The organism is Streptomyces sp. NPDC048018, assembly GCF_043202995.1.
In the GTDB taxonomy this organism is placed as follows: domain Bacteria; phylum Actinomycetota; class Actinomycetes; order Streptomycetales; family Streptomycetaceae; genus Streptomyces.
On record NZ_JBIDBK010000004.1, the window covers coordinates 156,833 to 180,392 of the forward strand.

Consider the following 23,560-nt stretch of genomic DNA (forward strand, 5'->3'; position numbering starts at 1 on the left):
AGACCGTCCCCAACCTCGTCGTCGTCCCCGTCCACGACGGCAAGGTCACCTTCTACAACCGCAACGGCACCCTCGACCTCATCGCCGACATCGCCGGCTACTTCACGCTCTCGGGCAAGGGTTCGCTCTACGAGCCCCTCACCCCGACCCGCCTCATGGACACCCGCTCCGGCACCGGGGCCCCCAAGGCCAAGATCGGCGCCGACCGGACCGTCTCCCTGACGGTGGCGGGCAGGGGCGGCGTCCCCGCCGAGGGCGTGACCGCGGTCGTCCTCAACGTCACCGCCACCAACGCGACAGCGGCGACCTTCGTCTCCGCCTACCCGTACGGAACCACCCGCACCAGCGCCTCCCACCTCAACGTCACCGCCGGACAGACCGTCCCCAACCTCGTCGTCGTCCCCGTCCACGACGGCAAGGTCACCTTCTACAACCGCAACGGCACCCTCGACCTCATCGCCGACATCGCCGGGTTCTACGGCCCCTGAGGCCGAAGGACCGGGCCAAGGCCGAGGGCCGGGCGCGCACCGTGCGGTGCGCACCCGGCCCTCGGGCGTCAGGGGCGGCCGGCTCAGCCGGTCGCGGCGAGCACGATCAGCAGGACCAGACCGGCCGCCGCCGGCGCGATGATCTCGTACGCCCAGCGGATCCGCGGCTCGCCCTGCGCCTCGGGGCTCCCACCGTGACGCTCGGCCATCTCGCGCAGGTCGGCGACGGTCTGGTCGGCGGGAGCGGTACGGGCCTTGCTGTCCCGGACGTCGGCGGTGGCCGAGGTGCGCCCGTGCGGGTCGTCCTGCGCGGCCTTGGCGGCCTGGCGCGCGGCGCGCTTGCGCTGGCGCAGCGAGACGGGGACGGCCCACAGCTGGTACTTGTCGCCGTCCTGCGTGAACACCTCGCTGGAGTAGCCGGCCCGGAGGTCGGCGACCGAACCCCACGGCAGCACGATGGTGCGGAACGGGTTGCGGATGCGCAGCCGCCGGTCGTCGACGTAGACGACCGGGCGGATGGTGAAGGCCACGATCAGCGGGATCGCGAGGATCAGCGAGGCGAGCGCCAGCCAGGGCGTGCGGCCCTCTCCGCGGATGATCGAGTCCCCGCCCAGGACGACGGCCAGGAGGAGCAGGAAGACCCCGCCCGCGATGCCGAGGGGCGACCGGAAGACACGGTCCTCCCGGGCGGGCTCGGAGGGCTGTGCGGCGGGCGGCTCGGAGGGCGTCATGCGCCCGATTCTGCCTCAGCCGCGCGGCGGGAGCCTAGGTGGTGCCGCCGGGCCCGGCTCCGCGCCGCCCGGCGCGGGCCCTCCCGGCCGCCGCGCCCCTCCCGCGGGTCCGCGGCATCAGGCCGCACCGGGTGCCAGCAGGTCCGCGTACACGACGATGTTGTCCGGGCGGTGCCCGTTCACCAGCTCGCCGCCGCAGGTGATGAGGCGGAGCTCGGGGCGCCGGGTGTCGCCGTAGACCTTCTCGGTCGGGAAGACCTTCTTGTCGACCTGTTCGAGCCGGCGCACCCGGAACACCGCGTCGGTGCCGTCGGCACGCGTGACGGTGAGGTGGTCGCCGACGTGGACGCGGCCGATGCCGCGCAGGACGGCGGGGCCCTCGACGGTGTCGTAGTGCCCGATGAGCACCGCGGGGCCGGTCTCGCCGGGTGTGACGCCCTTGTCGTACCAGCCGATCCGGTCGGCCTGGGCCACCGAGGGCACCTGGACGCTGCCGTCCTGCTGGAGGCCGAGCCTCAGGACCGGGCCGGTGTCGACGCCTGCGGCGGGGATCCGGACCCGCACGGGCTCGGAGCGGGGCAGCGGCGCGGTCGCGAGCTGCTCGGCGGGCGCGGACGCGGCGGTCGTGGCGACGCGCGGGGCGGGGACCGTGGGGCGCGCGGGCGCGGCCCCGGCGCCGGCCGGAGCGGCGCAGCCGGAGAGCGCGAGGGCGACGGTCCCGCCGGCCAGCGCGAGGAGGAGGGGGCGGCGGGTCATGGCGTGCTCCGGAACGGGGTGCGGCGGGCCGCCGAGGAGGAGGGCGGCCCGCCGGCGGGGTGGACGGCGCTGTCAGGGGTGCGCGCCGTGCGGGAGGGGCTCGGGTGACCGGACCGGCGTCAGCCGCGGGCGGCGGCGCGCCGGCGCAGGGCGGTGAGGCCCAGTCCGGCGACGACGACCGCGGCACCGGCGCCGGAGGCGAGCAGTGCCGTGTCGTTGGCCTGCTCCACGCTGCCGAACTCCGCACCGGCGGCGACGCCGCCCTTGGGGACGACGCTGGTCTGGCCGCCCTGGGTGCCGGTGCCCGTACCGGTGGTGGGCGGGGTGGTGGGCTTGGCCGGGGCCGACTTCTTGCAGCCCTTGGGGATCTTCGGAAAGTCGTTCCAGCGGTACGGCGCGGCGTCGCCTCCGTTGGTGTGCTGGCCGAAGCGCGGGCTGAGGGTGTCGGCGCCCACGATCTTCAGGCCGTGGACGGAGTCGAGCGGGTGCGCACGGTCCACCGTGGCCACCGTGGTGCCGCGGTTGCGGAGGACGGCCTTGGGGCCCGTGTCCACGTCGTGGGTGAGGGTCACGACCCAGCCCTCGCCGAACGAGGAGCGGATCGCCTCCTCGACGGTGCAGATGGAGGTGACGGTCGGGCCGCTGATGATCTCGGCCGGCTCCCCGGGCTTCGGCTGCTGCGTGGGGCCGAGGTGGACCGGGGGCGCCTGCTCGGCCGAGCCGGGGACGTAGGCGGCGAACTCGCCGCCGCCGGCCGCCAGGACGACGACGGCCTTCCCGAACGTCCACACCGTGCGGACGGGGTCGTGGGTGTACGTGAAGCCGCGGCCCTTGCCGTTCTCGATCAGCTGCAGGCCCACACGCCCGCCCTTCGCGTTCCTGCCGAGCTCCAGAACGGTGCCGTCGGCCAGCCGGTACAGGCCGAGCGGGGTCCGGTAGGTGACGTTGCCCGTCCACGAGACCGTCCGGCCGTCCTCGAAGAGGACGAGGAACAGGCCGTTGTCGTTGGCGGCGGCGGGACGCGCGTTCGCCTCGATGGAGATGACCGGCAGACCGCGCGCGAAGGCGTCGGCGCGGTACCGGGCCGGTCCCAGCTTGTAGATCTTGACGACCGTGCCGTCGGCGAGGGTCTCGGTCCGGACGAGGGTGCCGCCGCTCTCCGCGGCGGTGGCCGGTCCGTCCGCCGCGAAGGCGGGGGCGGAGGCGAGCGCCGGGGTGATCGCGAGGCCCGCGAGGAGGGCGGTGGCGACGACGGTGCGAAGGGCGGTGCCCATGACAACTCCTGAGGTCAGGTCGTGGATGGCGGAGCTGCATGCCGCTGACGTCTCGTGCGGGCGGGGGCGGCGAGTTCTGGCCGGCTGCAGAAGAAACGTTACGGATCTTGGGTCGGGGACTCGTCCGCTCCCTGTCACGGCCCTGTGACAGGAGTCACCCGGCGGTCGCCCCTCTGCACCCACCTGGGCTTTCGCCCGCACGGACGAGCGGGCCCCTGTACACGCCGCTACGCGCGTAGATATGCTCGACTGGTGACCATGCCCACCACTGCACACGCAGCAACTGCTTTCGCCGACGTAACCGCGTCCGACAGCACGCTGCGCCGCTTCCTCCACGGGCTGCCCGGCGTCGACGCCGTCGGCCTGGAGGCGCGCGCCGCGTCCCTCGGTACGCGATCGATCAAGACCACGGCCAAGGCCTATGCCATCGACCTGGCCATCTCGATGATCGACCTGACGACGCTCGAAGGCGCGGACACCCCGGGCAAGGTCCGGGCGCTCGCCGCCAAGGCCGTCCATCCCGATCCCACCGACCGCACGACCCCGACGACCGCCGCCGTCTGCGTCTACCCCGACATGGTGGCCACCGCCAAGGCCGCCGTGAAGGACTCCGGCGTCAAGGTCGCCTCGGTCGCCACCGCCTTCCCCGCCGGGCGCGCCGCCCTGCCGGTGAAGATCGCCGACACGGCCGACGCCATCGCCGCCGGCGCCGACGAGATCGACATGGTCATCGACCGTGGCGCCTTCCTCGCCGGCCGCTACATGGAGGTGTACGAGCAGATCGCCGCCATCAGGGCCGAGTGCGGCGACCGCGCCCGGCTGAAGGTGATCTTCGAGACGGGCGAGCTGTCCACGTACGACAACATCCGCCGTGCCTCCTGGCTCGGCATGATGGCCGGCGCGGACTTCATCAAGACCTCGACCGGCAAGGTCGCGGTCAACGCCACCCCGGCCAACACGCTCCTGATGCTGGAGGCCGTGCGCGACTTCCGCGCCCAGACCGGCGTCCAGATCGGCGTGAAGCCGGCCGGCGGCATCCGCAACACGAAGGAAGCCATCAAGTTCCTGGTCCTGGTCAACGAGACCGTGGGCGAGGACTGGCTGGACAACCACTGGTTCCGCTTCGGTGCCTCCAGCCTGCTGAACGACCTGCTGATGCAGCGTCAGAAGCTGGCGACCGGCCACTACTCCGGCCCCGATTACGTGACGGTGGACTGATCAACATGGCATCTGCATTCGAGTACGCACCGGCCCCCGAGTCCCGGTCCGTCGTCGACATCGCGCCCTCCTACGGCCTGTTCATCGACGGCGAGTTCGTCGAAGCGGCCGACGGCAAGGTCTTCAAGACCGTCTCCCCGTCCACCGAGGAGGTGCTCTCCGAGATCGCCCAGGCGGGCACCGAGGACGTGGACCGCGCGGTCAGGGCGGCCCGGAAGGCCTTCGAGAAGTGGTCGGCGCTGCCCGGTTCCGAGCGCGCCAAGTACCTCTTCCGGATCGCCCGGATCATCCAGGAGCGCAGCCGCGAGCTGGCCGTCCTGGAGACCCTGGACAACGGCAAGCCGATCAAGGAGACCCGCGACGCGGACCTCCCGCTGGTCGCCGCCCACTTCTTCTACTACGCGGGCTGGGCCGACAAGCTCGACCACGCGGGCTACGGCGCGAACCCGCGCCCGCTGGGCGTGGCCGGCCAGGTCATCCCGTGGAACTTCCCGCTGCTGATGCTGGCGTGGAAGATCGCCCCGGCGCTCGCGACCGGCAACACGGTCGTCCTCAAGCCCGCCGAGACCACCCCGCTCTCCGCCCTGTTCTTCGCGGACATCTGCCGCCAGGCGGGCCTGCCCAGGGGCGTCGTCAACATCCTCCCCGGCTACGGCGCCGCGGGCGCGGCCCTCGTCGAGCACCCGGACGTCGACAAGGTCGCCTTCACCGGCTCGACCGCGGTCGGCCGGGCCATCGCCAGGTCGGTGGCGGGCACGCACAAGAAGCTGACCCTGGAGCTGGGCGGCAAGGGCGCCAACATCGTCTTCGACGACGCGCCGATCGACCAGGCCGTCGAGGGCATCGTCAACGGCATCTTCTTCAACCAGGGCCAGGTCTGCTGCGCGGGCTCCCGCCTGCTGGTCCAGGAGTCGGTCCAGGAGGAGCTGCTCGACTCCCTCAAGCGCCGCCTGAGCACCCTGCGCCTGGGCGACCCGCTCGACAAGAACACCGACATCGGCGCCATCAACTCCGAGGAGCAGCTGGCCCGGATCACCTCGCTCGTCGAGCAGGGCGAGGCCGAGGGCGCCGAGCGCTGGTCGGCCGCCTGCGAGATCCCGACCGCCGGCTACTGGTTCGCCCCGACGCTCTTCACGAACGTCACCCAGGCGCACACCGTCGCCCGCGACGAGATCTTCGGCCCGGTGCTGTCCGTGCTGACCTTCCGTACGCCGGACGAGGCCGTCGCCAAGGCCAACAACAGCCAGTACGGCCTGTCGGCGGGCATCTGGACGGAGAAGGGCTCCCGCATCCTCGCGGTCGCCAACAAGCTGCGCGCGGGCGTCGTGTGGGCCAACACGTTCAACAAGTTCGACCCGACCTCGCCCTTCGGCGGCTACAAGGAGTCGGGCTTCGGCCGCGAGGGCGGCCGTCACGGTCTGGAGGCCTACCTCGATGTCTGATCGCAGTGCCGACAAGGGCGGCTCCGCCCCCGGGCGTCTGGGCGTCTTCAAGACCTACAAGCTGTACGTGGGCGGGAAGTTCCCGCGTTCCGAGAGCGGCCGGGTGTACGAGGTGACGGACTCCAAGGGCAAGTGGCTGGCCAACGCGCCGCTGTCCTCCCGCAAGGACGCGCGTGACGCGGTCGTCGCCGCCCGCAAGGCCTTCGGCGGCTGGGCGGGCGCGACCGCGTACAACCGCGGCCAGGTCCTCTACCGCGTCGCCGAGATGCTGGAGGGCCGCAAGGGCCAGTTCGTGCACGAGGTGGCGCAGGCCGAGGGCCTGTCCAAGAACAAGGCGGCGGAGGTCGTCGAGGCCGCGATCGACCGCTGGGTCTGGTACGCGGGCTGGACCGACAAGATCGCCCAGGTCGTCGGCGGCGCCAACCCGGTCGCCGGCCCGTACTTCAACCTGTCGACCCCGGAGCCGACCGGTGTCGTCACGGTCGTGGCCCCCCAGGAATCCTCCTTCCTGGGCCTGGTCTCGGTGATCGCCCCGGTCATCGCGACCGGCAACACCGCCGTCGTCATCGCGAGCGAGAAGGCGCCCCTCCCGGCGCTCTCCCTCGGCGAGGTGCTCGCCACCTCCGACCTGCCCGGCGGCGTGGTCAACATCCTGTCCGGCAAGGCCGCCGAGATGGGCCCGCACCTGGCGGCGCACCTCGACGTCAACGCGATCGACCTGACGGGCGCGGACGCCGAGCTGGCCCGCGACCTGGAGATCGCCGCGGCCGACAACCTGAAGCGGGTCCTGCGCCCGCGCGCCGAGGACTTCACCCGGTCCCCGGGCACGGACCGCATGACCGCGTTCCTGGAGACCAAGACCGTCTGGCACCCCACGGGTTCGCTGGGCGCGAGCGGCTCCTCGTACTAGTCACGGCGTACTGGTCACGGCGCACCGAACGGCCCCCGGGAGCGGACACCCGGGGGCCCGTTCGGCGTGTCCGGCTCCACGGCCTGATCCGGAAGGCGGAACCTAGGGCAGCAGCCCCTGCGTCAGCGGCCCGGCCACCGGCAGGTCGGCCAGCGCGCCGCCCTTCGTGACGTGGTCGGTCACCAGGTTCGTGCCCACCGGCTTGAAGTCGGCGACCTGCGTGCCCAGACCGTTGTCGAGCGGGTCCACCCCCGTGTTGGCCAGCGGGTCGATCTGGAGGCGGGTCAGCGGCGCCACGCCGTGCGCGACGCCCGCGAGCGCGGCGGCGCCGTCCGTCCGGGTCAGGGAGTCCACCGGCAGCGGCACCGCCGTCCCGTCGGCGGCCTGGGCGGCTGCGCCCGCTCCGAGCAGGGCGGCACCGGCCGCCGTGACGGTGAGCCCGGCCTTCAGCAGGGTGCTGCGGCGGGGGTTGCGGGGCTGTGCGTGACGCGCCATGGAGTTCCTTCCAACGGCTTCATGGGGTGACAGGGCGGCCACAGACGGTAGCGGAGGTGTGATGCTCGATACCAACGGGTCACCTCGGGGGTCCCCTTTACGGGGTAATGGTTCACACTGGTGTCCCGTGAGTTCCCAACCGATCCCGACCCGGGTCGTCCTGCTCGCGGGCCCCTCCGGCTCCGGCAAGTCGTCCCTCGCCGCCCGCACCGGGCTGCCGGTCCTGCGCCTCGACGACTTCTACAAGGAGTGCGACGACCCCTCCCTGCCCACGGTCGAGGGCAGTTCGGACATCGACTGGGACTCCCCGCTCTCCTGGGACTCCGACGCCGCCGTCGCCGCCATCACCGAGCTGTGCCGTACGGGACGGACCCTCGTGCCCGTGTACGACATCGCCACCAGCTCCCGCGTGGACCGCGAGACGCTGGACATCGAGCGGACCCCGCTCTTCGTGGCGGAGGGCATCTTCGCCGCCGACATCGTGGAGCGCTGCCGTGAGCTCGGTGTCCTCGCCGACGCGCTGTGCCTGCGCGGCCGTCCCGCGACGACCTTCCGCCGCCGGCTGCTGCGCGACCTCAGGGAGGGCCGCAAGTCGGTGCCGTTCCTGCTGCGCCGCGGCTGGCGGCTGATGCGCGCCGAACGCTCGATCGTGGCCCGCCAGACCGCGCTGGGCGCCCACCCCTGCGCCCGGGACGAGGCCCTGGGCCGCCTGGCCGCGGCGGCGGCCGGCCGTCGCCGCACCCCCGTGCCCCGCTGACGCACGGCGCCACCCCCGCACCGTGCCCTCGTGGCCGCCCGCCCCGGGCGCCGGCCACGCACCCGGCCCCGGACACGCCGAGGGCCGGACAGGATCCCCCGATCCTGTCCGGCCCTCGCCGGTTCACCCCCGTACCCCCGTACGTCCCCCGTGTTCCCCGTGGGATCCCCGTATCCCCCGTGGGATCCCCCGTGTTCCCCCTCGCCTTCAGGCCACGAGCTCGCCGAAGGACTCCTCCTCGTCACGGCCGAAGCTCAGCACCTCGTCCTCGCGCAGTCGCCGCAGCGAGCGCCAGATGCTCGACTTCACCGTGCCGACACTGATGTCCAGGATCTCCGCGATCTCCGGGTCGGTCCGGCCCTCGTAGTAGCGCAGGACCAGCATCGTGCGCTGGAGCTCGGGCAGACGGGCCAGCGCCTGCCAGAGGACCGCGCGCAGTTCGGTGCCGCGCATCGCGTCCGTCTCGCCCACCGTCTCCGGGAGCTCCTCGGTCGGGTACTCGTTGAGCTTGCGCCGCCGCCACGCGCTGATGTGCAGGTTCGTCATCGTGCGGCGCAGGTAGCCGCCGACCGCGGCCTTGTCGCTGATCCGGTCCCAGGCGCGGTACGTGGAGAACAGCGCGCTCTGGAGCAGGTCCTCGGCCTCGAAACGGTCACCGGTCAGGTGGTAGGCGGTGGCGTACAGGGAGGCCCGGCGCTCCTGGACGTAGGCCGTGAACTCGGCCTCCGAGCAGGAACGCTCCCCCGTGACCTCCCCGTACGCCGCTCCCCCGTCAGCCACGGCGACCATGTACGGCGCCTTGTGCTGACGCCCGACGCTGCGAACGCACCCCCGCCCGTTCACCGCGCCGGACTTCTCGGTGCTCCGCGTGACGTCGTGGAGGCGCGTGACAACTGCGCTTGAGGTGGTGCTGTGCAGTGCGTTCATCTCGCGCCCCCCGTCGGTTGGAGTCCGTAGGTCCTTGATGTCGAAAAGCCTGCCCGGCCCACTTCATGGCGGTGTCCGCCGACTGTCACAGGCGTGTCACAGGGCGGGGTCCGGCCGGGGAGCCTGCGAGGTTCGGAGACGGAGGACCGACCGGACGGTCGAACTCGGACGGCCGCATGCGACAGAATGAGGCCGTGCCTTTCCTGTTGCTGATCGAGGACGACGACGCCATCCGCACGGCCCTCGAACTCTCGCTGTCCCGCCAGGGCCACCGTGTGGCCACCGCGGCGACGGGAGAGGACGGCCTGAAGCTCCTCAAGGAGCAGCGGCCCGACCTGGTCGTACTGGACGTGATGCTGCCCGGCATCGACGGTTTCGAGGTGTGCCGCCGCATCCGGCGCACGGACCAGTTGCCGATCATCCTGCTCACGGCCCGCAGTGACGACATCGACGTCGTCGTGGGCCTGGAGTCCGGTGCGGACGACTACGTGGTGAAGCCGGTCCAGGGCCGGGTGCTCGACGCCCGGATCCGCGCCGTGCTGCGCCGCGGCGAGCGGGAGTCCACCGACTCGGCGACCTTCGGCTCGCTGGTGATCGACCGCTCGGCGATGACCGTGACGAAGAACGGCGAGGACCTTCAGCTCACGCCGACCGAATTGCGGCTGCTCCTGGAGCTGAGCCGGCGGCCCGGGCAGGCCCTGTCGCGCCAGCAGCTGCTGCGGCTCGTGTGGGAGCACGACTACCTGGGCGACTCGCGACTCGTCGACGCCTGTGTGCAGCGGCTGCGCGCCAAGGTGGAGGACGTGCCGTCCTCGCCGACGCTGATCCGGACCGTACGCGGTGTGGGCTACCGGCTGGACGTCCCTGCGTGAGCACAGGGATCATCTCGGTGCTCAGGTTCACCAGCCTGCGCCTCCGGCTCGTCGTCGTCTTCGCCCTGGTCGCGCTCACCGCGGCCGTGTCGGCCTCCGGCATCGCCTACTGGCTGAACCGCGAGGCCGTGCTCAAGCGCACCCAGGACAGCGCGCTCAACGACTTCCGCCAGGAGATGCAGAACCGGGCGGCGTCCCTGCCGCTGCGGCCCACCGAGGACGAGCTGCGGCGCACGGCCGAGCAGATGGCGAGCGGCAGCGCCGGCTACAGCGTGCTGCTGATCGGCGAGCGGGACGCGGGCAAGCCGATCGTCGGCGCTTCCGACCCTGACAGGTTCACGCTCACCGACGTGCCGCGTTCGCTGCAGACGGCGGTCGGGACCGAACGGCCGGTGTCGGAGAACAACGCCTACCCGTACCACCTGTTCTGGCAACGGACCCAGCGCGGCTCGACGCCGTACCTGGTCGGCGGGACGAAGATCGACGGCGGCGGACCGACGGGCTACATGTTCAAGTCCCTCGCCGCGGAGAAGGCGGACCTGAACTCGTTGTCCTGGTCCCTCGGCATCGCCACCGGCCTGGCCGTGATCGGCTCCGTACTGCTCGCGCAGGTCGCGGCGACGACCGTGCTGCGCCCGGTGCACCGGCTCGGCGAGGCGGCCCGGCAGCTCGGCGAGGGCAAGCTGGACACCCGCCTGCGGGTCTCCGGCAACGACGAACTGGCCGACCTCTCCCGTACGTTCAACAGCGCCGCCGAGTCCCTGCAGAAGAAGGTCGCGGACATGAGCGCGCGGGAGGAGGCGAGCGCGCGCTTCGTCGCCGACATGTCGCACGAGCTGCGCACCCCGCTCACCGCGCTGACCGCCGTCACGGAGGTCCTGGAGGACGAGCAGGACACGCTCGACCCGATGATCGCCCCGGCCGTGGCGCTCGTGGTCAGCGAGACACGGCGCCTCAACGACCTGGTGGAGAACCTGATGGAGGTGACCCGCTTCGACGCGGGCACCGCCCGGCTGGTCCTCGACGACGTCGACATCGCCGACCAGATCACCGCGTGCATCGACGCGCGGGCCTGGCTGGACGCGGTGGACCTGGACGCCGAGCGCGGGATCGTGGCACGGCTCGACCCGCGCCGCCTCGACGTGATCCTCGCCAACCTGATCGGCAACGCGCTCAAGCACGGCGGCTCCCCGGTGCGGGTCGCGGTCCGCACCGAGCGGACGGAGGACGCGGAGACCGGGGAGAGCACCGAGGATCTGGTGATCGCGGTGCGCGACCACGGGCCCGGCATCCCCGTGGAGGTCCTGCCGCACGTCTTCGACCGCTTCTACAAGGCCAGCGCCTCCCGGCCGCGTTCGGACGGCAGCGGTCTGGGCCTGTCGATCGCCATGGAGAACGCGCTGATCCACGGCGGTTCGATCACGGCCGCCAACTCGACGGACGAGAAGGGCCGGGTGGACGGCGCCGTGTTCGTGCTGCGACTGCCCCGGGACGCCTCGGGGATCGCACGGGAGCTGCAGACCCGCAGCAGCCAGGGCGAGGTGGAGGAGAGTTGAGACGTCGGCGTGCGAGTGCCCTGCTCGCCCTGGGCGCGACCCTGGCCGCCGGGCTGGTCACCGGCTGTGGCATCAGGACGACCTCCGTCCCGGTGGACGCCGGCGCGGCGCCCTCACGGGTGCCGTGCAGCGTCCGGGGCGGCGCGGACGTGTCCGCCGCCCAGGGGGTGCCGTTGCGGGTGTACCTGCTGTGCGGGGCCCAGCTGGAGGCGGTGGACCGCAGGACGCCGCTGCCGGAGGAGAAGGTCTCCGGCGATCCGGTGCGCACCGCCTCGGCGCTGCTCGGCCAGTTGGAGAGCGAGCCGTCGGACGCGGAGCGGGAGGCCGGGTTCAGCACCGCGGTGAAGGGCCCGCTGGTGGTGACGGCAGGCCACCGGGGCGACCCGGCCGGCACGCTGCGGCTGAGCCGCCAGCCGGAGGACCTGCCGCCGACGGCCCTCGCGCAGATCGTGTGCACCTTCGCGGAGAGCGCGGCCGGCGCGTCCTCCACCGGCGGCGACTCCGTCGTCCTGGGCGGCCCCGGCACGTACGAGCCGCGCCGCTACAGCTGCCCGCGGGAGCTGAAGGAGCGCCCGGAGTCGGCGGTCCCGTCGGCCGCGGCCGCGGCTTCCTGACCTTGCCGTAAACCTCCTTCGCCGCCCGCGGGGAACCCGGTCGGGTGCGCGGCGGAACCGATTCCGCCGGAGCTGTCGTCTTGGGGGGCGTGCAGCGTCAAGGTTCGGGCAGTTCCGGCGGCAGTGTCGCCATGGTCCTACGCGTGGCGGGGTTCCTCCTGCTCCTCGCGCATCTGCTGCTCGTCGCCTGGGTGACGCTCCGCGCGCGGGACGTGGCCTGGGTGACCGCGCCCAACCTGACCCCGCTGGCCGGGATCAGGGGCGACCTGGCACTCGGCCCGGTCGAGGCCGTGCGGCGGATCGGCGGCGGGCTGCTGCTCCTGGCACCCCTCGGGGTGCTGCTCCCGATGGCCGACGGCCGGCTCTCCGTCTCGCCGTGGGCCTCCCTGGCCCGTACGACGGCGGCGGGTGCGCTGGTGTCGCTCGCGGTCGAGCTGTTGCAGACGGCGGTGCCCGGGCAGGTCGTGGACGTGGACTCGGTGCTCCTGAACACGGCGGGCGTGGCACTGGCGCACGCCCTGATCGTCCCCGCGGCGCGGGCCCGCCTGCGCCGCGGCCCCCGGGCGGACGCCTCCCGGGGGTCCTCCTCGGGGCCCTCGCAGGGGCCCGCGCAGGGCTCCCGCCGGGGATCCGCACGGAGCTCCGTGGGCGGCTCCGCCCCGAGCGTCGTGGCCGGCTCCGCCCGGGGCTCCGTGGGCGGCTCCGCCCGGGGCTCCTCCTCCGGCAGGAGGAGCAAGAAGCCGTCCTCTCAGGGGGCGACCCCGACGATTCCCAGGGTCGGGATCGCCCCGTAGACCGACGTTTTGTCCGGCGTCCAGGGGCAGGATGGAGACAGATCGGGGGCCGGACGGACGGCCCCCGCGAAACTCCGAGGGAGCCCACCATGGCCGCACTGACCCGCCCCCGTGACGGACGCGTGATCGGCGGAGTGTGCGCGGCGCTGGCCCGGCGCTTCGGCATATCCGCCTGGACGATGCGCGTGATCTTCCTGGTCTCGTGCCTGCTGCCCGGCCCGCAGTTCCTGCTCTACCTGGCGCTGTGGGTGCTGCTGCCGGCGGAGAAGTCGCCGAGCACGGCCTGGTAGCCGCCGCACTACGCCGGTACGCACGTCGGTACGCGGCGCCGGAACGCACGTCGGCACGCACCGTCGCTGCGCACGCCGGGACGCCCGCCCGCACGAACCGCGGCCGCGTCCGCCGGACAACGCCGAGGGCGCCCCCTCCCGGTCACGGGACGGGGCGCCCTCGGGCGTGTGCGCGATGCCCTACAGCGGCAGACCGCCACCCAGGCCGCCGCCCAGGACGGAGCCGACCGGCAGACCGCCGAGGAGGCCGCCGGCCGCGCCGAGCGGGGTGGCGGCGAGGCCGCTCTGGGCCCCGTCGAGCGGAAGGTTCTGGGCCTGCTTCTGCACCTCGCCCGGGAGGTTCCCGGCCTGCGCGGCGGCACCCGGAAGAGCGTTCACGCCCTGCTCGACGCCGGAGCCGAGGGCGGTCTCGCCGCCGCCGAGGGCCGCGCCCGCGCCGTCCGGGAGCTCGGTGACACCGTCACCCAGCGGCACGGCGCTGGTGACCAGGCCGAGCGCGTCGGGACCGACCGGCAGCGAGGCCGGGGCGGCCGTGGCCGTTCCGGCGGCGGCAGCGGCGAAAGCGGCACCGAGCGCGGCGACACCGAGCGTCTTGGCGGCAGACTGCTTCATCAGAAAAACTTCCTCAGGAATCTCGGGTGCCTCTCGGGCGTCGGGGAAGGCCCGGAGAGCATGGGGAATTCGGGGAATGCAGGGTGGCTCTGCAAACTAGCCAGCAAACGTGCGCACCGCAAACACCGAATGGCGGCCGGGCGTGGCCGGCCCGGCCGCTCCGCATCGCGTCCCGCGACCGCCCGTCAGCCGCCCTGACGGGAAGAGTCGCTGGTGGCAGCCGTCTGCTGGAACAGCCATTCGGACTTCAGCTCGGCATAACCGGGCTTGATCACGTCGTTGATCATCGCCAGTCGTTCATCGAAAGGAATGAACGCTGATTTCATCGCATTGACCGTGAACCACTGCATGTCGTCGAGCGTGTAATCGAATGCGTCGACCAGCAATTCGAATTCTCGGCTCATGCTGGTGCCGCTCATGAGACGGTTGTCCGTGTTGACCGTGGCACGGAAGTGCAGCTTGCGGAGCAGCCCGATGGGGTGCTCCTGGTACGAGGCGGCGGCACCGGTCTGCAGGTTGGAGGTGGGGCACATCTCCAGCGGGATGCGCTTGTCCCGGACGTACGCGGCGAGCCGGCCGAGGGTCACGGTGCCGTCGTCGGCGACCTCGATGTCGTCGATGATCCGCACGCCGTGGCCGAGCCGGTCGGCGCCGCACCACTGGAGGGCCTGCCAGATCGACGGCAGGCCGAAGGCCTCGCCGGCGTGGATGGTGAAGTGGTTGTTCTCCCGCTTCAGGTACTCGAAGGCGTCGAGGTGGCGGGTGGGCGGGAAGCCGGCCTCGGCGCCCGCGATGTCGAAGCCGACGACGCCGGAGTCGCGGTAGCGGTTGGCGAGTTCGGCGATCTCCAGGGCGCGGGCGGCGTGCCGCATCGCGGTGAGCAGGGCGCCGACCCGGATGCGGTGCCCGCCGGCGCGCGCCTGCCGCTCGCCCTCGCGGAAGCCCTCGTTGACGGCCTCGACGACCTCTTCGAGGGTGAGGCCGCCCTCCAGGTGCTGCTCGGGGGCGTAACGGACCTCGGCGTAGACGACGCCGTCCTCGGCGAGGTCGATCGCGCACTCGGCGGCGACGCGGACGAGGGCCTCGCGGGTCTGCATGACGGCGCAGGTGTGCGCGAAGGTCTCCAGATAGCGCTCCAGGGAGCCGGAGTCGGCGGCCTCGCGGAACCAGATGCCGAGCTTGTCGGGCTCGGTCTCGGGGAGGCTCTCGTAGCCCTGCGCACGGGCGAGTTCGATGATCGTGCCGGGGCGCAGACCGCCGTCGAGGTGGTCGTGCAGCAGGACCTTCGGGGCGCGGCGGATCTGGTCCGCCGAGGGGGTGCTGGGGATCTGGCTCGTCATTGCCGCACTCTAGCCCCTACGCGCGTAGAGCGCGCCCCTCGGCACCGTACCGCGCGCCCCGAATCTCCGGTGCGGACACCCCCCGCACACGCCTAGCCTGCCGTCATGACCACTCCATCGGACGCGGCCCGGGGCGACCACGAACTGCGCCGGATCCACGGCTTCCTGTCCGCGTTCTCCCGCCGGCAGGCCGAGCGGACGGTCGACTTCCCCGGTGGTTTCGCCGCGCTCGACGACACCTTCGCGCTGTCCCACGGCAACAACCACGTCCTGGTGGACGGCGCGCCCGACCCCGGGAGCCTGCCCGCCCTGGTCGACGAGGCCATGTCCCATCTGTCGCACCGCAGCGTCTACATCTTGGACCCGACGGTCGCCGATGCCTGCTCCGGCCCTCTCGCCCGGGCGGGTTACCGGCGCAGCAGCGTCCTCCTCATGCGCCACACCGGCCCGGTCCCGGAAAGGGGCGGCGCGCGCGAGGTGGACCTGCCGGCCCTGCGCGCACCCCTGGCCGAGAGCTGGCGGCGCTTCCTGCCGGACGCCGGGGCGGACGTGGTCCACGCCCTGGTGGAACGCCGCACGGCCCGCCGCCGCGGCGCCGACGACGTGCACTTCCTCGCCTCCCACGACGAGTGGGGCGAGGTCGCCTCGTGGGCCGACCTCTACGTCGACCGGGGCACGGGAGTGGCCCAGATCGAGGACCTCGTCACGGCCGCGGCCCACCTCGGCCGGGGCCACGCCGGGGTCGTCCTGGACACCGCCCTGCGCCTGGCCGACGCGGCCGGCTGCACCACGGTCTTCCTCACCGCCCTCGCCGACGACTGGCCGCGCCACTGGTACGCACGCCGCGGCTTCGCGCCGGTGGGCGAGGTGCACTGCTTCGAACGCCCTTAGCGGCGCCGCCCCCTGGAACGGCGCGGGCGGGTTTCGGGCGTTGGCCGGTTCCGGGGGCCCGGGTGTGCGAGGGGCTGCGTGGACCTTGCGCGCGTCGGAAAACCGGGCAACTTTCACCATCAATTGACTGCCCGGACGGGTGTTGTACACCTCGGCTTCTGAGACTGTTCTGCCATGGCGCACTTCGCACTCGTGGGGCCGGCCGACTCCCGGACACCCCGGCTCGGTCGGCCCGTCGGAGCCACGAACCCGGTGACCGAGGCCGGCGGGGTGGTTCTGCTGCTGCCGGACGGCGAGCCGGTGTCGGGACGGCGGGCCTCGGTGCGGGCGCACGTGACGGCGCTGCCGCTCGGCCGGCAGCTGGTGCGCGCGGGCCGCGAGGACGGACTGGTGGCGCATGTCGTCCGCTACCGGGGGCGCGGATGGAACGGCGCGGACGCGCAGTTGGCGGCGGACGCGTCCTGGGCGGTGGCGGAGGCGGTACGGCGGTACGGGGACGTGCCGGTGTGTCTCGTGGGGCGGGGCATGGGCGCCCGGGCGGCCCTGCGCGCGGCAGGGAACGCGGCGGTGGCGGCGGTGCTGGCGGTCGCCCCGTGGCTGCCGGAGGACGACCGGGCGGCCGAGCCGGAGCCGGTGCGGCAGCTGGTCGGCCGGCGGGTGCTGATCGTGCACGGGACCAACGACGCCCGGACCGACCCGGAGTTGTCCTACCGCTTCGCCGAGCGGGCCAAGAAGTCGAACCGCGACACCTGCCGCTTCGAGGTGCACGCCGACGGGCACGCGCTGCGCCAGTACCACGAGGAAGTCCACGCCCTGGCGGCCGACTTCGTGCTCTCGACGCTGTTCGGGCACGTGCCGAGCCGGCCGCTCGCGGACGCCATGGCGGCGCCGCCGCCGCTGGGTCTGCGGATGCCGCTGGCGGCGGGTTTCGGGCGGTCGCTCCGCTGACCGCGGCTCCCCGCCCTCCCGGGCGTGGCGGGCCGTCCCGGGTCACTCCGGCAGCAGGCTGCCCCGCTTGCCGAGCAGGAACTTCTTGAAGGCGGCGACGGGCGGGGTGTCCGGGTGGCCGTCGAGCCAGGCCACGCCGATCTCGCGGGCCGCGCGCGGCGAGGTCACGCCGAGTTCGACGACGCCGGGCCGCGCGACGGCCGGGGGCGGCAGGAGGGCGACGCCGAGCCCGGCGGCGACGAGTCCGCGCAGCGTCTCGGCCTCCTCGCCCTCGAAGGCGACGCGGGGCGTGAAGCCGGCCTGGGCGCACAGGTCGTCGGTGATGCGGCGGAGCCCGTAGCCGGGTTCCAGGGTCACGAAGGTCTCGTCGGCGGCCTCGGCCAGGCGGATGCGCTTGCGCGAGGCGAGGCGGTGGTCGTCGGGGACCACGAGCCGCAGCCGCTGCTCGTCCAGGCGGCGCGCGACCAGGTCGGGGGCGTCCGGCACCGGCGAGGTGAGGCACAGGTCGAGTTCGCCGGCGCGGAGTCGTTCGATCATCGCCTCGCCGTAGTTCTGCACCAGGGTGAAGCGGACCCGGGGGTGGTCGACCCGGAAGGCGCGGATGAGGCCGGGCACGGTCTCGGAGCCCATGGTGTGCAGGAAGCCGAAGGCGACCCGGCCGGCGGTGGGGTCGGCGTCGGCCCGTACGGAGTCGGCGGCCCGTTCGACCTCGGCGAGGGCGCGTTCGGCGGAGGCCAGGAAGCGGCGGCCGGCCGGGGTGAGGGAGACGGTACGGCCGCGGCGGGCGAACAGGGTGACGCCGAGGTCCTCCTCCAGCCGGACGACGGCCCGGGAGAGGGTCGACTGCGGCACGCCCATCTCGGCCGCGGCGCGGGTCACGTGCTCGTGCCGGGCGACGGCGGCGAAGTACGCGAGCCGGGGCGCGAGCAGCAGTCCCATGTCTTCTTCGTTACTGTTCGGTGACAGGCGAGGCTGTGACCTGTACTCATGCACCATGGGAACGATTACAGCAGTTCCGTGCATTGGACGCATGAAACGGGGCGGCCTACGTTCGAGGCATGCCTGACGCCAGTACCAAGGCGGCCGCCACCAGCACGGTCGCCGACTCCCGCTCCACCGATTCCCGTCTCGCCCCCGGCGCCCCCGGCTACCGCCGGATGAGCCTCGCGCTGTTCGCCGCCGGAGTGGCCGCCTTCGCCCTCCTCTACTCCACGCAGGCGCTCCTGCCCGCCGTCTCGGCCGAGTTCGGCGCCACCGCGTCGGCCGCCTCCTGGACGGTCTCCGCCGCGACCGCGGCGCTCGCCCTGTGCGTCCTCCCCCTCAGCGCGCTGTCCGAGCGCTTCGGGCGCCGCTCGATGATGACCGCCTCGCTCGCCGTCGCCGTCGCCGTCGGTCTGCTCGTGCCCCTGGCCCCGAACCTGGAGAGCCTGGTCGCGCTGCGCGCGGTGCAGGGCGCCGCCCTCGCCGGCGTGCCGGCCTCGGCCATGGCGTTCCTGGCCGAGGAGGTGCGGCCGAGGGCGCTGATCGCGGCGATCGGCCTGTTCGTGGCGGGCAACTCCATCGGCGGCATGAGCGGCCGGATCGTCACCGGCTGGGTGGCCCAGATGTGGGGCTGGCGGGCCGGCCTGGCGGCCGTCGGCCTGCTGGCCGCGGTGTGCGCGCTCGCCTTCCGGGCGCTGCTGCCGAAGGCGCGGCACTTCACGCCCGGACCGCTCGACCCGAGGGCACTGGCCAGGTCGGTCCGCGGGCACCTCGCGGATCCGCTGCTGCTGCGCCTGTACGCGATCGGCGCGCTGTTCATGACGGTGTTCGGCGCCGTGTACACGGTGATCGGCTACCGCCTGGTCGAGGCGCCGTTCTCGCTTCCGCAGGGCGTGGTCGGCTCGGTCTTCCTGGTCTACCTGGTCGGTACGGTCTCCTCGGCCGCGGCCGGCCGGCTGGTCGGACGGCTCGGCCGGCGCGGGGCGCTCTATCTCGCCGTCTCCACGACGGCCGCGGGCCTGCTGCTCTCGCTGGCCGACGCGCTGCCCGCCGTCCTCGCGGGTCTGGTCCTCATCACGGCCGGCTTCTTCGCGGGGCACGCGGTCGCCTCGTCCTCGGTGAGCCGTACGGCGAAGACGGGCCGCGCCCAGGCCTCGGCGCTCTACCAGTCCGCCTACTACCTGGGCAGCAGCGCGGGCGGCACGCTCGGCGCGGTGGCCTTCCACGCGGGCGGCTGGGCCGGGACGGTCCTGATCGGTCTGGTGGCGGTGCTCGGCGTCGTGTCGATCACGCTCTACGGCACGCACACCGCGCGGGTCGCGGCGCGGCGTCACGAACTGGCCACAGCCGCCTGAGGCACTGCAACTGTTCGGCTCCCCCGAGCGTCAAACGGGTCAGGACTCTAGGGGGAGTTGACGATCATGAACGGAATACGCAGACGCGCGGGCATCGGGCTCGCGGTCACGTCGCTGGTGGTACCCATGACGGTGGCGCTCACCGCCGCCCCGGCGCAGGCCGCGTCGTGCAACGTCACGACCGGCCCGTACCAGAAGCAGGTGGAGCAGTTCCTCGGCCGTCCGGTCGACGGGAAGCAGTCGCTCACCGACTGCAAGGCCATCCAGGCCTTCCAGGCCAAGCACGGCATCACCCCGACCCAGGGGTACGCCGGCACGGTCACCTGGCGGACCATGTACACGATGCTGACCCAGCGGGCGGCCGGCAGCAATCCCAACAAGGCCGGCAAGTGCCCGACGAACAAGGGCCGGATCGCCTGTGTCGACCTGACCCGCCAGCTCAGCTGGATCCAGGACGGCTCCCGGCTGAAGTACGGCCCGGTGCCGGTGCGCACCGGAAGGGACGGCTCGGAGACCCGCACCGGCCTGAAGAAGATCTACTGGCGCAACATCAACCACTGGTCGACGCTCTACAACGTGTCGATGCCGTACGCGCAGTTCTTCGACGGCGGCCAGGCCTTCCACTCGGTCACCAAGTCGATGTGGAACCCGCCGGGTTCGGCCGGCTGCGTCAACATGACGCAGAAGGACGCCAAGGCGTACTGGAGCCTGCTCCGCAACGGTGACGACGTCTACGTGTACGGGCGCAAGCTGGGCACCTGAGCGGAACCGGCCCCGGCTGTCGGTGCCCTGCGATAGCTTCCCCTCATCGGCGTCGAACGGGCGCCGGTGAGGGGCGAGCGGGGTGGACCGATGGCTGCACAGATGACCGAGGACCTGGAGAAGTACCGCACGGAGCTGACCGGTTACTGCTACCGGATGCTGGGCTCCGCCTTCGAGGCGGAGGACGCCGTGCAGGACACGATGGTCCGCGCCTGGCGCTCGCTCGACTCCTTCGAGGGCCGCTCGTCCCTCCGCTCCTGGCTGTACCGGATCGCCACGAACGTCTGCCTCGACTCCCTCAGCGCCGGCAGTCGCCGGGCCCGTCCGATGGACCTGACGGACCCGACCCCGGTCGCCCAGGCCCGGCTCAACGAGCGCCCGGAGGTCACCTGGCTGGAGCCGGTGCCGGACGGCCGCGTGCTGCCTTCGGTGGCCGACCCCGCGGAGACGGCCGTCTCGCGCGAGACGGTGCGGCTGGCGTTCGTGGCCGCGCTGCAGCACCTGCCGCCGAAGCAGCGGGCGGTGCTCATCCTGCGCGAGGTCCTCGCGTGGAAGGCGAGCGAGGTCGCCGAGCTGCTCGGTCTGACCGTCGCCTCGGTCAACAGCGCGCTGCAGCGGGCCCGGGCGACCATCGCGGAGCAGGCCCCGGCCACCTCCGACGCCGCGAACCCCCTGGACGAGGAGCAGAAGGCGCTCCTGGACCGCTATGTGGCGGCCTTCGAGGGCTACGACATGCAGGCGTTGACGACCCTCCTGCACGAGGACGCGACGATGTCCATGCCGCCGTACGACCTGTGGCTGCGCGGCCACGAGGACATCGTGGGCTGGATGCTCGGCGTCGGCGAGGTGTGCCGCGGCTCGAAGCTGGTGCCGACCGTGGCGAACGGCCAGCCGGCCTTCGCGCACTACCACCCGGACCCGGAGGGCGGCTTCGCGCCGTGGGCGCTGATCGTCCTCCAGCTGAACGACGGGAAGATCGGCGGGATGGACTTCTTCCTCGACACCAAGCGCTGGTTCCCGCTCTTCGACCTTCCGGAGCGCCTCGACGCCTGACCCTCACAGCAGCTCGCCGAGCCCGACGAGTTCGAGCACCCCGCGCAGCTCCGGCGCGGCGCCCCGGAACTCCAGCCGGTGCCCGCGCCGCCGCGCGGCGAGCCGCACCCGCGCGAGCGCGTCCACGACGGCGAGATCGGCCCGCCCCAGCCCGCCGATCTCGCACCGGACCAGGCAGGGCTCGGCCGCGTCGAGCAGGGCACAGAGCCGGCCGACGTCGTCCGGGGAGGGCCGCCCGGAGAGCCGCAGTTCGAGGGTGCGCGAGGTGTCCACACCAGGCAGACCGCCGGGACGCCCGGAACTCATCGCCCCGTGGGTCCGCGCGGCCGGAATGCGCGCGTTCGGCTACTGCGGAGGTCTGACGAGGGCGGAACGGCTGGAGGGCCCGGGCACCCGGGTCTTCGGCCACACGCGGGAGCCGCCGGGGCTGCTGGGGGCGGGAGCGAGGGCGGTCAGCTGACGGGGAAGTCGGGGGTGTCGAGGGTGAGGTCGAAGGGGGCGGGAAGGCGGATCTCCTCGCCGAACGGGACGGCACCCAGGACGCGGTGGACGCCCCCCTTCGGCTGACCGTAGAGGGTCACCGTCGGACCGCCCGGCGCCCATCGGTCGACCAGCAGACAGAGCGGCACTCCGGCCATCGCGTAGCCGGCAGCCTTCGCGATGCGGTCGTGGTTCGCGCTCGACTGCGAGGTGATCTCCACGACGAGCTCGGCGGTCGTGGCCGGGATGTAGTGGCCGGGCTCCCTCAGAGCGGCCTCAGGCGCCACGAGCAGGTCGGGGATGAACATGCCCGCCCGGGCCGGAACGGCAACCGCCTGGGTCTGGTAGATGCCCCAGTCCTCGGGAACCACCGTGTACAAGCGGCGCTGGATCCGCTCGGCGATGCTGTTGTGCTGATTGGCGGGTGACGGCGCCACGGTGATGATCCCCTCGATGATCTCCACCTTGCAGCCCTCGGGCCATTCCATCTCGTGCCAGAGGCGGACGACATCGTCCCAACCCTGTCCGGCCTCGACGGCGAGTGCGCCCATGGTGTGCTCCTCCATCGGTCGTCACCGATCCCAGCATGCCGAACGGGGTCGATGGACGTCCATCGACCCCGTTCACCCGAAGGTGTCACCGGCACATGCCGGAGGCGATCACCGCGTCACGCGATGCGGTCCAGCACGATCGGGTTCGGCGTGAAGGTCGTGCCCGCGGGGGCGATGTCCCAGGACGAGTCCAGGGACTTCAGGGCGTAGTCGAACTTCTCCGGGGTGTCCGTGTGGAGCGTCAGGAGCGGCTGGCCCGCCGTGACCGTGTCGCCCGGCTTGGCGTGGAGCTCGACGCCCGCGCCGGCCTGCACCGGGTCCTCCTTGCGGGCGCGGCCGGCGCCGAGGCGCCAGGCGGCGATGCCGATGTCGTAGGCGTCGAGGCGAGTCAGGACACCGGAGGTCGGGGCCGTCACGACGTGCTGCTCGCGGGCGACCGGGAGGGTCGCGTCCGGGTCGCCGCCCTGTGCGGCGATCATGCGGCGCCAGACGTCCATGGCGGAGCCGTCGGCGAGGGCCTTCGCCGGGTCGGCGTCCTTGATGCCGGCCGCCGCGAGCATCTCGCGGGCGAGGGCGACGGTCAGCTCGACGACGTCCGCCGGGCCGCCGCCCGCGAGGACCTCGACCGACTCGCGGACCTCGAGCGCGTTGCCGGCGGTGAGGCCGAGCGGGGTGGACATGTCGGTCAGCAGGGCGACCGTCTTCACGCCGCTGTCGGTGCCGAGCGCGACCATGGTGGAGGCGAGCTCGCGGGCGTCCTCGATGTTCTTCATGAAGGCGCCGGTGCCGACCTTCACGTCCAGGACCAGCGAGCCGGTGCCCTCGGCGATCTTCTTCGACATGATGGAGGAGGCGATCAGCGGGATGGCCTCGACCGTGCCCGTGACGTCGCGGAGCGCGTAGAGCTTCTTGTCCGCCGGGGCCAGGCCGTCGCCCGCCGCGCAGATGACCGCGCCGGTCGTGTCGAGGACGTTCAGCATCTCCTCGTTGGAGAGCAGCGCGCGCCAGCCGGGGATCGACTCCAGCTTGTCGAGGGTGCCGCCGGTGTGGCCGAGGCCGCGGCCGGAGAGCTGCGGCACGGCGGCGCCGCAGGCGGCGACCAGCGGGGCGAGCGGGAGGGTGATCTTGTCGCCGACGCCGCCGGTGGAGTGCTTGTCGGCGGTGGGACGGGAGAGCGAGTCGAAGTTCATGCGCTCGCCGCTCGCGATCATCGCGGCGGTCCAGCGGGCGATCTCGTCGCGGTTCATGCCGTTCAGCAGGATCGCCATGGCCAGGGCGGACATCTGCTCGTCGGCGACCACGCCGCGGGTGTAGGCGTCGATGACCCAGTCGATCTGCTCCGGGCTCAGCTCGCCCTTGTCGCGCTTGGTGCGGATGACGGAGATGACGTCCATGGTGGTGCCTCTTTCTACGCGCATAGAGGGTGGTGCGGTGAGGAAGACGGGAGCGGCCCCTCCATGGTG

25 protein-coding genes and 1 pseudogene are annotated in these 23,560 nt (G+C 72.8%); 15 read left to right on the forward strand and 11 right to left on the reverse strand.

The annotated features are described in order from the left end of the window. Positions 1-488, forward strand: a pseudogene (locus ACGF1Z_RS16570) (PKD domain-containing protein); the annotation flags it as partial. An 83-nt stretch (positions 489-571) separates the two neighbouring features. Here ACGF1Z_RS16570 and ACGF1Z_RS16575 read toward each other — a convergent pair. The 3 genes from ACGF1Z_RS16575 to ACGF1Z_RS16585 all read right to left on the reverse strand — a co-directional run bounded on the left by ACGF1Z_RS16575 (position 572) and on the right by ACGF1Z_RS16585 (position 3,249). Beyond that, on the reverse strand, positions 572-1,219 hold the full coding sequence (locus ACGF1Z_RS16575) for a PH domain-containing protein (protein ID WP_393004480.1): 648 nt from the start codon (positions 1,217-1,219) through the stop codon (positions 572-574). A 117-nt stretch (positions 1,220-1,336) separates the two neighbouring features. After that, complete coding sequence (locus ACGF1Z_RS16580; protein WP_393004482.1) at positions 1,337-1,975, reverse strand: class F sortase; 639 nt, start codon at positions 1,973-1,975, stop codon at positions 1,337-1,339. Between the two features lie 119 nt (positions 1,976-2,094). Further along, the gene (locus ACGF1Z_RS16585; RefSeq protein WP_393004484.1) at positions 2,095-3,249 is read right to left on the reverse strand and encodes a hypothetical protein; all 1,155 of its coding nucleotides are present in this window, start codon (positions 3,247-3,249) and stop codon (positions 2,095-2,097) included. 258 nt (positions 3,250-3,507) lie between these two features. Here ACGF1Z_RS16585 and deoC point away from each other — a divergent pair, with 258 nt between their 5' ends. The 3 genes from deoC to ACGF1Z_RS16600 are packed head-to-tail and all read left to right on the forward strand — an operon-like array spanning position 3,508 to position 6,819. Beyond that, positions 3,508-4,467 (forward strand): deoxyribose-phosphate aldolase, encoded by a 960-nt coding sequence (deoC, locus tag ACGF1Z_RS16590; RefSeq protein WP_393004486.1) that lies wholly within the window; start codon positions 3,508-3,510, stop codon positions 4,465-4,467. A 5-nt stretch (positions 4,468-4,472) separates the two neighbouring features. Further along, entirely contained in the window at positions 4,473-5,909 is a 1,437-nt protein-coding gene (locus tag ACGF1Z_RS16595) for an aldehyde dehydrogenase family protein (RefSeq protein WP_393004488.1), read from the forward strand. Then, a complete protein-coding gene (locus ACGF1Z_RS16600; RefSeq protein WP_393004490.1) occupies positions 5,902-6,819 on the forward strand; it encodes an aldehyde dehydrogenase family protein in 918 nt (305 codons plus the stop codon). Before ACGF1Z_RS16595 ends, ACGF1Z_RS16600 begins: the two co-directional genes overlap by 8 nt. Positions 6,820-6,921: 102 nt before the next feature. On the opposite strand, the gene ACGF1Z_RS16605 is transcribed toward ACGF1Z_RS16600, so the two are convergent. Next, positions 6,922-7,314: a hypothetical protein gene (locus ACGF1Z_RS16605; protein ID WP_393004492.1), complete on the reverse strand. Its 393-nt coding sequence runs from the start codon at positions 7,312-7,314 to the stop codon at positions 6,922-6,924. Positions 7,315-7,375: 61 nt separating this feature from the next. Between ACGF1Z_RS16605 and ACGF1Z_RS16610 the strand changes: the two genes are divergently transcribed. Further along, positions 7,376-8,071, forward strand: a complete 696-nt coding sequence (locus ACGF1Z_RS16610) for a uridine kinase (protein ID WP_393004494.1) — start codon at positions 7,376-7,378, stop codon at positions 8,069-8,071. Positions 8,072-8,278: 207 nt separating this feature from the next. On the opposite strand, the gene ACGF1Z_RS16615 is transcribed toward ACGF1Z_RS16610, so the two are convergent. After that, entirely contained in the window at positions 8,279-8,998 is a 720-nt protein-coding gene (locus ACGF1Z_RS16615; RefSeq protein ID WP_365337878.1) for a SigE family RNA polymerase sigma factor, read from the reverse strand. 194 nt (positions 8,999-9,192) lie between these two features. Between ACGF1Z_RS16615 and afsQ1 the strand changes: the two genes are divergently transcribed. The 5 genes from afsQ1 to ACGF1Z_RS16640 all read left to right on the forward strand — a co-directional run bounded on the left by afsQ1 (position 9,193) and on the right by ACGF1Z_RS16640 (position 13,124). Then, entirely contained in the window at positions 9,193-9,870 is a 678-nt protein-coding gene (gene afsQ1, locus ACGF1Z_RS16620; RefSeq protein ID WP_181019089.1) for a two-component system response regulator AfsQ1, read from the forward strand. Further along, positions 9,867-11,426 (forward strand): ATP-binding protein, encoded by a 1,560-nt coding sequence (locus ACGF1Z_RS16625; RefSeq protein ID WP_393004497.1) that lies wholly within the window; start codon positions 9,867-9,869, stop codon positions 11,424-11,426. Before afsQ1 ends, ACGF1Z_RS16625 begins: the two co-directional genes overlap by 4 nt. Beyond that, positions 11,423-12,040: a hypothetical protein gene (locus ACGF1Z_RS16630; protein WP_393004499.1), complete on the forward strand. Its 618-nt coding sequence runs from the start codon at positions 11,423-11,425 to the stop codon at positions 12,038-12,040. The genes ACGF1Z_RS16625 and ACGF1Z_RS16630 overlap by 4 nt, the downstream gene beginning before the upstream one ends. A gap of 131 nt (positions 12,041-12,171) precedes the next feature. Beyond that, positions 12,172-12,834 carry a VanZ family protein gene (locus ACGF1Z_RS16635; protein ID WP_393004501.1) on the forward strand — a complete coding sequence of 221 codons (663 nt, stop codon included), beginning with the start codon at positions 12,172-12,174 and terminating at the stop codon, positions 12,832-12,834. 89 nt (positions 12,835-12,923) lie between these two features. Next, a complete protein-coding gene (locus ACGF1Z_RS16640) occupies positions 12,924-13,124 on the forward strand; it encodes a PspC domain-containing protein (RefSeq protein ID WP_393004503.1) in 201 nt (66 codons plus the stop codon). Between the two features lie 180 nt (positions 13,125-13,304). Here ACGF1Z_RS16640 and ACGF1Z_RS16645 read toward each other — a convergent pair whose 3' ends face one another. Then, positions 13,305-13,736 (reverse strand): hypothetical protein, encoded by a 432-nt coding sequence (locus ACGF1Z_RS16645; RefSeq protein WP_393004505.1) that lies wholly within the window; start codon positions 13,734-13,736, stop codon positions 13,305-13,307. A gap of 185 nt (positions 13,737-13,921) precedes the next feature. Further along, entirely contained in the window at positions 13,922-15,076 is a 1,155-nt protein-coding gene (locus ACGF1Z_RS16650; RefSeq protein WP_393004507.1) for an adenosine deaminase, read from the reverse strand. Positions 15,077-15,181: 105 nt separating this feature from the next. On the opposite strand from ACGF1Z_RS16650, the gene ACGF1Z_RS16655 reads away from it, so the two are divergent. Continuing rightward, positions 15,182-15,967, forward strand: a complete 786-nt coding sequence (locus ACGF1Z_RS16655) for a GNAT family N-acetyltransferase (RefSeq protein WP_393004509.1) — start codon at positions 15,182-15,184, stop codon at positions 15,965-15,967. A gap of 174 nt (positions 15,968-16,141) precedes the next feature. Next, positions 16,142-16,915: an alpha/beta hydrolase gene (locus ACGF1Z_RS16660; protein WP_393004511.1), complete on the forward strand. Its 774-nt coding sequence runs from the start codon at positions 16,142-16,144 to the stop codon at positions 16,913-16,915. A 42-nt stretch (positions 16,916-16,957) separates the two neighbouring features. Here ACGF1Z_RS16660 and ACGF1Z_RS16665 read toward each other — a convergent pair whose 3' ends face one another. Continuing rightward, entirely contained in the window at positions 16,958-17,911 is a 954-nt protein-coding gene (locus ACGF1Z_RS16665; RefSeq protein WP_393004513.1) for a LysR family transcriptional regulator, read from the reverse strand. A 62-nt stretch (positions 17,912-17,973) separates the two neighbouring features. Between ACGF1Z_RS16665 and ACGF1Z_RS16670 the strand changes: the two genes are divergently transcribed. The 3 genes from ACGF1Z_RS16670 (at position 17,974) to ACGF1Z_RS16680 (ending at position 21,066) form a co-directional block, all read left to right on the forward strand. Next, entirely contained in the window at positions 17,974-19,251 is a 1,278-nt protein-coding gene (locus ACGF1Z_RS16670) for an MFS transporter (RefSeq protein WP_393004515.1), read from the forward strand. Between the two features lie 66 nt (positions 19,252-19,317). After that, a complete protein-coding gene (locus ACGF1Z_RS16675) occupies positions 19,318-20,013 on the forward strand; it encodes a L,D-transpeptidase family protein (RefSeq protein ID WP_393004517.1) in 696 nt (231 codons plus the stop codon). Positions 20,014-20,103: 90 nt separating this feature from the next. Further along, positions 20,104-21,066: a sigma-70 family RNA polymerase sigma factor gene (locus ACGF1Z_RS16680; protein WP_393004519.1), complete on the forward strand. Its 963-nt coding sequence runs from the start codon at positions 20,104-20,106 to the stop codon at positions 21,064-21,066. A gap of 3 nt (positions 21,067-21,069) precedes the next feature. Here ACGF1Z_RS16680 and ACGF1Z_RS16685 read toward each other — a convergent pair whose 3' ends face one another. The 3 genes from ACGF1Z_RS16685 to ACGF1Z_RS16695 all read right to left on the reverse strand — a co-directional run bounded on the left by ACGF1Z_RS16685 (position 21,070) and on the right by ACGF1Z_RS16695 (position 23,491). Further along, complete coding sequence (locus ACGF1Z_RS16685; RefSeq protein ID WP_393004521.1) at positions 21,070-21,372, reverse strand: STAS domain-containing protein; 303 nt, start codon at positions 21,370-21,372, stop codon at positions 21,070-21,072. 146 nt (positions 21,373-21,518) lie between these two features. Next, a complete protein-coding gene (locus ACGF1Z_RS16690) occupies positions 21,519-22,097 on the reverse strand; it encodes a Uma2 family endonuclease (protein ID WP_393004523.1) in 579 nt (192 codons plus the stop codon). Between the two features lie 116 nt (positions 22,098-22,213). Next, positions 22,214-23,491 (reverse strand): thymidine phosphorylase, encoded by a 1,278-nt coding sequence (locus tag ACGF1Z_RS16695; protein WP_393004525.1) that lies wholly within the window; start codon positions 23,489-23,491, stop codon positions 22,214-22,216. Positions 23,492-23,560: the final 69 nt, after the last annotated feature.